We start from the raw sequence: 9,947 nt of genomic DNA on the forward strand, positions 1-9,947 counted from the left end.
GCCCCGAGCCGTCGTCCGGGAGGGCCCGGTGCCCTGCCGGGAGCCGTTCGCGGGTAGGAGAGGATCGGAGGTGTCCGGCTACCAGCGAGACGGGGGGATCATCGTGGGGGGCATCGGGCCGGCGGAACGGGACGATCTCGGCGAGGCCGCGGCGGTGTTCGCCGGCGTGCGGCCGCGCCTGTTCGGCATCGCGTACCGGATGCTGGGCAGCGCCACCGAGGCCGAGGACCTGGTGCAGGACGTCTGGCTGCGCTGGCAGACCACCGACCGCGGCACCGTGGCCGAGCCCGCCGCGTTCCTTGCGACGGCGACCACCCGGCTCGCGATCAACGTGCTGCGGTCGGCGCGGGTCCGCCGCGAGACCTATGTCGGCCCCTGGCTGCCCGAACCCGTCGACACCGGCGCCGACCCGCACCTCGGCGCCGAGCGCGGGGAGGCCCTCAGCCTGGCGATCCTGTTCCTTCTGGAGAAGCTCTCGCCCACCGAGCGCGCGGCCTACGTCCTGCGGGAGGCGTTCGACTACCCCTATCCGCAGATCGCCGAGATCGTCCAGGTCAGCGACGTCGCGGTTCGGCAGCTCGTCAGCCGGGCCCGCAAGCACCTGCGGTCCGAGCGGCGGGCCCCGGTGACCGGGGCCGAGCGGCGGCGGCTGCTGACCGCCTTCGTCGCCGCCGCCCGCACCGGGGACCTCACCGCCCTGGAGGCGATCCTCGCGGCGGACGTGATCAGCTACTCCGACGGCGGCGGCGCCGTCCGGGCCTCGCGCTTCCCCGTGGTGGGGGCGTTCCGCGTCGCCAAGTACGTCCGGGCCTTCGCGGACCGGTTCTGGGACGGGGTCGACGTCCAGTGGGCCCACGTGAACGGGCAGGAGGCCGCCCTGCTCCACCGGGAGGGCGAGCTGTTCACCGTCCTCGCCGTCGACGCCTCCGGCCCGCGCATCGACCGGGTCCTGTGGATGATGAATCCCGCCAAGATCACGGCGGCGTCCGCCGGGTGAGCCGGCCGGCCGGGGCCCGCGGCGCCGGCGCCGCGGGCCCCGGCGCTCACCACCAGCCGAAGGCGAGCCAGGTGAGGAACGGCGCGATGGGGATCGAGACGAGGCCGTAGATGAGCAGCTGGCGGAACAGCCGGGGCCGCGCCGAGGGTTCGGCGGCTCCGAGGATCAGGCCGCCGGTGATGCCGAGCGGGTTGATGTCGACCAGCACCGATGCCAGCGCGAGCGCGAGGACCCCGCCGACCGGGGAGACGCCGTCTGCGACCAGCGGCGGCAGCAGCGGCATCGTGGTCACGAACACCGCGATGGAGCTGGCGGCGAACGAGGTGACCCCGGCGATGTAGCAGAGCACCAGCAGGCTGAGCAGGGGCGAGCCGTCCACCCTGAGCATGTCGCTGATCTGCTTGAACGCGCCCAGGTGCTGCATCAGGCCGACGTAGGTCAGCAGCCCGCCGATCAGCAGCACCACGTTCCACGGAATCCGGGAGACGATCTCGCCGGACGGCAGCCGGAACGCCAGCTGCAGGAGCAGCGCCGCGGTGACGCCGAGGTAGCCGACGTGCATGTCCCAGCCGACGGAGAGGACGACGACCGCGAGCAGGGCGCCGATCGTGAGGGCGCGGACGCCGGGGGGCTGATCGGCCGTCTCCGCCGGCGGGGTGGAGACGACCGTCGCCGTCCCGCCCTTGGCGGTGGAGACCGGCGCCGCCCCCGGAGCCTCCGATCCGCCGCCGCCGGATCCGCCGCCGCCCGGTGCGGGGTCGTCCGGGGCGAGGTCGTCCGGTGCGGGGCCCTCCGGGGTGGCGGGACGGGGCGCGCCGGAGATGCGGCCGGGCGGGACGGCGCCCGTCCGGGTGCCGACGATCAGCAGGGCCGTGCACACGACCAGCCCGGTGACCAGGCCGCCGAGCAGGAAGGTCACCGGTGCCGAGCCGGGCAGCCCGAGGCCCTGCTTCTCGCTCAGCTCGCGCGCCGTGACGCCGTAGACGGCGAGCGGCGAGAGCAGCCCGCTGATGATCCCGGTGACGCCGAGGACGGCCGCGATCAGCGGCGAGATCCGGTAGCGCGCGGCGAAGCCGAGCGCGATCGGCGAGACGATGGCGGTCGCCGCGGCCGGCAGGGTGCCGACCGCGGTGAGCACCGCGCCGATCACGAACGGGACCAGCACGATCAGCACCAGCCGGCCGCGGACCAGCCGCAGCAGCAGGTCGAGCAGCCAGTCGAGGGTCCCGTTCAGATGCGCGACGGCGAACAGTGCCGTCACCCCGACGATCAGCACGAAGAAGTCGGCCGGGAAGAAGCCCGTCACGTCGTCGGTGGCGACATCGGCGGCGAGGCCGATCAGGAACGCGGCCGCGAGGGCGCCCAGCCCGAGGTCGAACGCGGGGATCAGGGTCGCCGCGAAGAGGGCGACCAGGATGATGATGGACAGGGTTGCCATGCTCATGGGCGGTTCTTTCTCGGTCAGACCACGCCGCGGTGGCGCAGGTCGTCGATCTCCGGGTCCCCGAGCCCGGCGAGGTCTCGCAGTACCTCGGCGGTGTGCTCGCCGAGGGCCGGCGCCGTGCGGCCGATCGTGCCGCCGAAGCCGGAGAAGCGGCCGGCCGGCGCCTGCATGAGGTGCCGGCGCCCGGTGCGCTCGTCCCGTACCTCCACCACCGACCCGCGGGCGCGGATGTGCGGGTCGGCGCAGATGTCCGCCGCCGAGTTCACCGGTCCGGCGGCCACCCCGGCGTCGTCGAGCAGCGCCATCAGCGGGTCGAGGTCGTGGGCCGCGACGAAGGCGGCGACCCGCGCCTCGATCTCCTCGCGGTGCTCCAGCCGGGCGGTCATGGTGTCGTGGACGGCGAGGTCCGCGGCGTCCATGACCTTGATCAGCCGGCGCCACATCTGCTCGGTCGAGGCGGGCAGGGCCAGCCACCGGCCGTCGCGGGTCCGGTAGAGGCTGTTGGGGCTGATGTGGGGGTTCTGGTTGCCCTGGCGCTCGCGGTTCTCCCCGGTCGCGCCGTACTCGACGACGAAGTCCTCCATCATCCGCAGCAGCGGCTCGTAGAGGGGGATGTCGGCGAGCTGGGCCTCGCCGGTGAGGTCCCGCTGGCGCAGCGCGAGCATGGCCGCGAACGCGGCGTAGATGCCGGTGACGCCGTCGGCCACCGGGTATCCGGCGAAGACCGGCGGCCGCTCCGGGTCGCCCGTGCGGTAGGTCAGGCCCGCGAAGGCCTCCGCGACGCGGGCGAAGCCGGGGCGGTCGGCGTAGGGGCCGGTGCGCCCGAACGCGCTCACGTGCACCATGACCAGGTCGGGCCGGTACGCCCGGAGGTCGTCGAAGTCGATGCGGAACCGCCGCAGCGTCGCCGGGCGGAAGTTGGTCACCACGATGTCCGCGGACGCGGCCAGCCGGCCGACGAGGGCGGCGGCCTCGGCGTGGTGCAGGTCGATCGTGACGCTCCGCTTGGCGCGCGCCAGCATCGACCAGGCCGCCGACTCGCCGTCCTCCAGCGGCGGGTACCGGCGCGCCGGGTCGCCGTCGGCGGGATGCTCGATCTTGATCACCTCGGCGCCGAACTCGCCGAGCAGCGAGGACGCCAGGGGGCCGGCCAGGATCGTCGAGACGTCCAGGACGCGCACTCCGCTCAGCGGACCGTCGGGCACTGGGGATTCCTTTCACGTCGGCGGCATCGCCGGCCCGGAGATCGGGCTTACGTCAACATGCCCTGTCGCTGGGCTGCGGGGAAGACGTGATCAGAGCTCACGGGTGAAAGCTTTTACCTTTATAGTGGCCCGGTGCGGGTGGAGCGGGCGCGGTACTTCCTCGCCGCGATCGAGACCGGGTCGCTGCGCGCGGCGGCGGCGCGGTGCGGCGTGAGCCAGCCCACCATCGGGCAGCAGATCGCGTTGCTGGAGGAGGAGCTCGACGTCGTCCTGCTCACCCGCAGCAGGCACGGCGTGCGTCCGACGGCGGCCGGCCAGGCCCTGATCGAGCCGCTCGGACGGCTCGTGGCGGCCGAGGACGCGGTGCGCGAGTCGGCCATGGAGTCCGGCGCCGCCTACCACGGCCGGGTCCGGATCGGCGGCGTCTCGGTGACCGCGGAGACGATCATCGCGCCGGTGGTCGGCCGGCTGCGGGAGCGGCACCCGGGGCTGCGGTTCACCGTCCACGAGGGCGCCTCGGCCGCCATCGAGGCCGCGGTGCTCGACGGGACGCTGGACTTCGGGGTGGTCACCACGCCGGTGAGCCCGGCCGCCCCGGGGCTGCGCCGGATCCCGCTCGTGTCCGCCGCCGTCGGGGTCTGGGTGCGGACCGACCACCCGCTGGCCGGACGCGACCACGTCCACTGGCGCGACCTGGAGACCTGGCCCATCGTCACCATGCGCGCGGGCACGGTCCTGTGGGAGATGCTGCACCGGCACATGGCCGATCCCGACGTCGTCGTCCAGGCCATGTCGGCGCGCACCGTGAAGGTGATGGTCGGCCGGGGGGCCGGGCTCGGCATCCTCGCCCGCTTCGACACGTCGGCGGACATCACCGAGCTGGTCTGGCTCCCCGTGCGCGACGCGCCGCCCGTCCAGCTGTGCCTGACGCAGCGGCGGGACGGGCGGCCGTCGCGGTCCGCCCTGATCGTCCGCCGGCTCATCCGCGCCGAGGCCGACGGGCTGGCCGGACGGGAGTCCCCGCCACGGGAGGAAGGGCGGGGGGACGGCCCCGTCCGGCCGGACCGCGTACCCTGACGGGCCACCGGGTCCCGGCGGCCCGCCGGGCGCGTTCTCCCGCGCTCCGGTCAGCCGATGGCGCAGGTGTTGACCACGTCGCCGGAGGTCTGGCGGGGGATGGTGGCGCTGGGCGGGGGCGCCTGACCGCCACCCGGGCCCACCCAGCGTTCGAGGGCCTCGAAGGCCGTCCGCATGCAGGGGAGCAGCGGCCGCATCCTGCCGGGGAACAGGTCGTATTCGAGGTCGAGATGGGACGCGCCCTCGATCCGGTAGTAGCGGTGCAGCCCGCCCCGGCCCTGCGCACGGATCTTCCGGGCGTAGGCGTCGCCGTGGACCTTGATCGGAAGCAGGGTGTCCAGCGTGCCCTGCACCGTGATCATCGGTTTGCCGATGCGGCCGGTCATGCCCAGCCGCGCCACCGTCCGGTGGACGCTCCTCGGGCGCGAGTAGTAGCGGTAGTCGGTGTCGCAGTTCGGCGTGCCGCTCTCGCAGTACGGGATGCCCGCCTCCAGGTCGCCGTCGTAGGCCGGGTCGACCTCCTCACGGTAGATGCGCTGCGTGTTGTCCCAGATGAAGCGGTAGTTGAAGTCCCACAGGAACTCCGAGCCGGGGGCGAAGCCGGCCTTCAGCATCGCGGCGTGCGCGATCGGGTCGCCCGTCGCCGCGTAGGCGGGGTAGTTGCGCAGCGCCTCCGGCAGGTAGACCAGCGCGTTGTTCCCGTTGTCGCGCGGCCAGTACGTGCCTTCGGAGTCCACCCCGCCGTCGTAGAGCTCGGGGTGGTTCTCCAGGGCCCAGCGCACCATCTGGCCGCCGTTGGAGATGCCCGCGGCGTACGTCCTGGTCAGGCGCCTGCCGTAGTGGCGGGCCACCGTCGCCTTGGCGGCCACGGTGACCTGGATCATCCGCCGGTACCACTCCGCGACGGCGTCCCCCGGCCGCTTGCCGTCCCGGTAGAACTGGTTGCCGTTGCTGCCCTTGTCGGTCGAGGCGAAGGCGTACCCCTTCGACAGCACCCAGTCGGAGATGGTGAAGTCGTTGGCGTACTGGCGGCGGGTCCCCGGCGCCCCGGACACCACCAGCCCGCCGTTCCACCGCTTCGGAAGGCGGATCACGAACTGGGAGTCGTGGTTCCAACCGTGGGTGGTGTTGAACGAGGAGTCGTCGCGGAAGTACCCGTCGATCTGGATCCCCGGCACTCCGCTCGGGTTCCGGGTGGCCGCCGAGTGCAATCCCTCCCAGTCGGACTTGTCGGTGTGGCCCGAGGCGACCGTGCCGGCGGTGGTCAGGTCGTCCAGGCAGGCGGCGACCTGATGCACCGCGCCGGGGACGCGCACCCGGTTCATGTGGGCGCAGCGGGCGTCCGCGTGGGCGGACGGCACCGCGACGGCCAGCGGAACCGCCAGCAGCGACCCCAGCAGGGCCGGGAGAACGGGGGATCTGCGGAGTAACGGCATGAGCGGCTCCCTGGGGGTGGGAACGGGCTTCGTCGGTCAGTCGGTCAGACCCGTGGACTGCCATGCTGAACGACGGGCGGCGGGGCGAGCCACGTCGGCGAGCACACTGTTCACCGGAATCCTGTGGTGGCTCCGTCCATGAAGCCGCCGCCGGGTGCCCGCCGGACCTCCGGGAACGCCCAGCCAGGACGCCTTTTCTCCCGCCGATCGAGCGCGCGGTGTGCGCCGCCTCATATCAGGCCGCCCGAATGTGTGTCCAGGTCACCTGGTTCACCCCCCGGCCGCCGCCTAGCGTTCACGGTCACGGCGTCCCCGGTGTGGCCCGGGTCACGCCATGACGCGTGAGGAGGGCGCATGGGAGGTGGTCCCACGGAGGGCGGGCAGGGTGCCGCTCCGGAAGGCGCCGCTCCGGGCGGGGCCGCTCAGGATGGTGTCGCCCATGACGGGGCGGTCCCCGTCCTGACGGCGCGGGGGCTGGTCCGGGAGTTCCGCGGTTTCCGTGCCGTGGACGAGGTCGACCTGGACGTGGCCGAGGGCAGCGTGCACGCGCTGGTGGGCCCGAACGGCGCGGGCAAGACGACGCTGTTCAACCTGCTCACCGGGTTCCTGAAGCCGAGCGCGGGCAGCGTCCGGCTGGACGGGCACGAGCTGGCCGGGCGCAGCCCGGAGTCGATCACCCGGCTGGGGGTGGCGCGCTCGTTCCAGATCACCAGCCTGTTCGCCGAGCTGACCCCGCGCCGGCACCTGGAGCTGGCGCTGGCGAGCCCGACCGGCCTCGGCTGGCGGTTCTGGCGTTCGGACAAGGCGCTCAGCCGCTTCGCCGCGCGCGCCGGGGAACTGCTCGACGAGGCGGGGCTGTCCGGGCAGGGCGACGTCCCGGCGGGCTCGCTGTCGTACGGGAGCAAGCGGGCGCTGGAGCTGGCGCTCGCCCTGGCCCTGGACCCGAAGGTGCTGCTGCTCGACGAGCCGACCGCGGGCATGGGCGTCGAGGACGTCGACCGCACCATCGAGCTCGTCCGGAAGATCCGCGCCGGCCGCACGGTGGTGCTGGTCGAGCACAACATGAACGTGGTGGCGAGTCTCGCCGACCGGGTGACCGTCCTTCAGCACGGCAAGGTGCTGATCGAGGGTCCGTACGCGGAGATCCGCCACGACCCGCGGGTCGTCACCGCCTACCTGGGAGACTCCAATGCTGCGCATTGACGGACTGTCGGCCTGGTACGGCGAGGCCCAAGCCCTGCGCGAGGTGTCGCTGCACGTCGACCAGGGCGAGATCGTCACGCTGGTCGGCCGCAACGGCGCGGGCAAGACCACGCTGCTGCGCTGCCTGATGGGCCTGCACGGCGCCCACGGCAGGATCGCGGGCACGATCTCGCTGTCCGGCGCCGACATCACCGGCCGCGCCCCGCACGGGCTGGCCCGCCGCGGGCTCGGCTACGTCCCGGACGATCGCGGCATCTTCGCGTCGCTGTCGGTGGAGGAGAACCTCACGCTGCCGCCCGTGATGGGCCCCGATCCCTGGTCGCTGGAGCGCGTGTACGAGACGTTCCCGATGCTGCGGGAGCGGCGGCGGTTTCCCGGGACGAAGTTGTCGGGCGGTGAGCAGCAGATGCTCGCGCTGGCCCGGGTTTTGCGGACGGGTGCCCGGCTGCTGCTGTGCGACGAGCCCACCGAGGGCCTGTCCCCGCTGATCGTCCAGCGGATCGGAGAGATCCTCCGTGAGGTGAAGGAGGCGGGCGTGACCGTCCTGCTCATCGAGCAGAACGTGCACTTCGCCGCCACCGTCGCCGACCGTCACTATCTGCTCGCCGAGGGGCGGATCGTCGAGTCGCTGGACCGCGACCAGGTCCGCGAGCGAGAGCACGAGCTGCTCGACTACCTCGGAATCTGACCACGGCCGAGTTCTTGGAGATCAGAGGAGACGCGGAATGAGAGTCAAGGGGTGGAGCGGCGGCCTGGTGGCCGCGGGGCTGCTGCTGGCCGGGTGCGGAGGCGGGCCGGGCGGCGGCGGAGGGAAGATCAGTGACGACGGAGTGGTGCTGGCGGTCCTGAACGACGCGTCGGGCGTCTACGCCGACACCTCGGGCAGCAAGTCGGTCGAGGCGGTGAAGATGGCCGTCGCCGACTTCAAGGCCAAGTACGGCGACAAGGCGGTCACCGACAAGATCGAGGTGCTCTCCGCCGACCACCAGAACAAGCCGGAGATCGCCAACTCGAAGGCGCAGGAGCTCTACGACCGCCAGCACGCCGACGTGATCCTGGACGTGCCGACGTCCTCGGCCGCGTTCGCCGTCGCCACGATCGCCAAGAACAAGAAGAAGGTGTTCATCGACGTCGGTGCCGCCAGCACGGAGCTGGAGGGCAAGCAGTGCAACAAGTACACCTTCCACTACGGCTACAACAGCTACATGCTGGCCCACAGCACGGGTACCGAGGTGACGAAGGACGGCGGCAAGAACTGGTACATCGTCTACCCGGACTACGCGTTCGGCGAGGACATGCAGAGGACGTTCTCGACCGCCATCAAGGCCGCGGGCGGCAGCGTCGTGAAGAGCGACCCGACGCCGTTCCCCAACGACAACTTCTCCACGTTCCTTTTGAAGGCGCCGGGTCTGAAGCCGAAGCCGCAGGTGCTCGGGACGATGCAGGCGGGCGGTGACCTGGTCAACCTGGTGAAGCAGTACAACGAGTACAAGCTGCGCGACAAGGGCGTCAGCCTCGCCGTCGGGCTGCTGGTCATCAGCGACATCCACTCGCTCGGACCGGACGCGCTGGCCGGCACACGCTACACCGACATGTGGTACTGGAACCTCGACGCCAGGAGCCGCGCCTGGGCCGACAAGTTCCAGGCCAAGGTCGGTGTGCGGCCGACCTCCAACATGGCCGGCAACTACTCGGCCGCCCTGCAGTACCTGGAGGCCGTGCAGCGCGGCGGCACCGACAAGTCCGACGAGGTGGTCAAGCAGCTAGAGGGATACAAGTTCGACGACTTGTTCGCCCGCAACGCCACCATCCGCGCCCAGGACCACCTGCTGCTGCACGACGCGTACCTCGGGCAGGTGAAGCCGAAGAGCGAGGTCAAGGAGGAGTGGGACTACGAGAAGATCATCAAGACGATCCCGGCGGCGGAGGCCTTCCAGCAGCCCGACCCGTCCTGCAAGCTGTAGGCGGGCGCGACGTGCTGCAGCAGGCGTTCAACGGGTTGGTGGGTGGGGCGTTCTACGCCCTGCTCGCCCTCGGTCTGGCCGTGATTTTCGGGATGCTGGGTGTGGTGAACCTGGCGCATGGCGCGTTCTACATGCTGGGGGCGTTCGGGGCGTTCATCGCGCTGGATTCGTTCGGGTTGAACTTCTGGGTCTCCCTGATCCTGGTCCCGCCCCTACTCGGGGTGGCCGGGATCATTGTGGAACGGCTGTTCGTGCGGCGGTTGACGCCGCTGGATCCGCTGTACAACTTTCTGTTCACCTTCGGGCTGGCGCTGATTTTGCAGGATGTGATGAAGCGGCAGTACGGGGTGAACTCCCAGCCGTATCCGCGTCCGTCGCAGCTGGGCGGCACGCTCAATCTGGGGTTGTTCACCTATCCGGCCTATCAGGTGTTCGTGCTGGGGGTGTCGGTGCTGGTGTGCGCAGCGGTGTGGGTGGTGCTGACCCGGACCCGGGTGGGGATGATCGTGCGGGCGTCGACCGAGCGGCCGGAGCTGACGAGGGCGCTGGGGATCGATGTGGGGCGGTGGGTGACGCCGGTGTTCGGGTTCGGGATCGCGCTGGCGGCGTTGGCGGGGGTGT

General features: G+C 71.8%; 9 protein-coding genes. 6 read left to right on the plus strand and 3 right to left on the minus strand.

Annotated features, from left to right (window positions below):
* Positions 1–70 precede the first annotated feature (70 nt).
* A complete protein-coding gene (locus BM339_RS45040; RefSeq protein WP_021593793.1) occupies positions 71–997 on the plus strand; it encodes an RNA polymerase sigma-70 factor in 927 nt (308 codons plus the stop codon).
* Positions 998–1,043: 46 nt separating this feature from the next.
* Here BM339_RS45040 and BM339_RS45045 read toward each other — a convergent pair whose 3' ends face one another.
* Positions 1,044–2,441 (minus strand): SLC13 family permease, encoded by a 1,398-nt coding sequence (locus tag BM339_RS45045; protein WP_075024818.1) that lies wholly within the window; start codon positions 2,439–2,441, stop codon positions 1,044–1,046.
* Between the two features lie 17 nt (positions 2,442–2,458).
* Positions 2,459–3,646 carry a CaiB/BaiF CoA transferase family protein gene (locus tag BM339_RS45050; RefSeq protein ID WP_021593795.1) on the minus strand — a complete coding sequence of 396 codons (1,188 nt, stop codon included), beginning with the start codon at positions 3,644–3,646 and terminating at the stop codon, positions 2,459–2,461.
* A gap of 132 nt (positions 3,647–3,778) precedes the next feature.
* Between BM339_RS45050 and BM339_RS45055 the strand changes: the two genes are divergently transcribed.
* The gene (locus BM339_RS45055; protein ID WP_075024819.1) at positions 3,779–4,723 is read left to right on the plus strand and encodes a LysR family transcriptional regulator; all 945 of its coding nucleotides are present in this window, start codon (positions 3,779–3,781) and stop codon (positions 4,721–4,723) included.
* A 50-nt stretch (positions 4,724–4,773) separates the two neighbouring features.
* Here BM339_RS45055 and BM339_RS45060 read toward each other — a convergent pair whose 3' ends face one another.
* Positions 4,774–6,159, minus strand: coding sequence for a tannase/feruloyl esterase family alpha/beta hydrolase (locus BM339_RS45060; RefSeq protein WP_075024820.1), 1,386 nt, complete (start codon positions 6,157–6,159; stop codon positions 4,774–4,776).
* Between the two features lie 354 nt (positions 6,160–6,513).
* Here BM339_RS45060 and BM339_RS45065 point away from each other — a divergent pair, with 354 nt between their 5' ends.
* From BM339_RS45065 to BM339_RS45080, 4 genes are all read left to right on the plus strand, one after another.
* On the plus strand, positions 6,514–7,362 hold the full coding sequence (locus tag BM339_RS45065) for an ABC transporter ATP-binding protein (RefSeq protein ID WP_083598553.1): 849 nt from the start codon (positions 6,514–6,516) through the stop codon (positions 7,360–7,362).
* Positions 7,349–8,050, plus strand: a complete 702-nt coding sequence (locus tag BM339_RS45070) for an ABC transporter ATP-binding protein (RefSeq protein WP_021593799.1) — start codon at positions 7,349–7,351, stop codon at positions 8,048–8,050. Before BM339_RS45065 ends, BM339_RS45070 begins: the two co-directional genes overlap by 14 nt.
* A 37-nt stretch (positions 8,051–8,087) precedes the next feature.
* On the plus strand, positions 8,088–9,326 hold the full coding sequence (locus BM339_RS45075) for an ABC transporter substrate-binding protein (RefSeq protein ID WP_075024821.1): 1,239 nt from the start codon (positions 8,088–8,090) through the stop codon (positions 9,324–9,326).
* Positions 9,327–9,337: 11 nt separating this feature from the next.
* The coding region (locus BM339_RS45080) for a branched-chain amino acid ABC transporter permease (RefSeq protein ID WP_083598554.1) at positions 9,338–9,947 on the plus strand (610 nt) is incomplete at its 3' end.

This window comes from Actinomadura madurae (assembly GCF_900115095.1).
In the GTDB taxonomy this organism is placed as follows: Bacteria; Actinomycetota; Actinomycetes; order Streptosporangiales; family Streptosporangiaceae; genus Spirillospora; species Spirillospora madurae.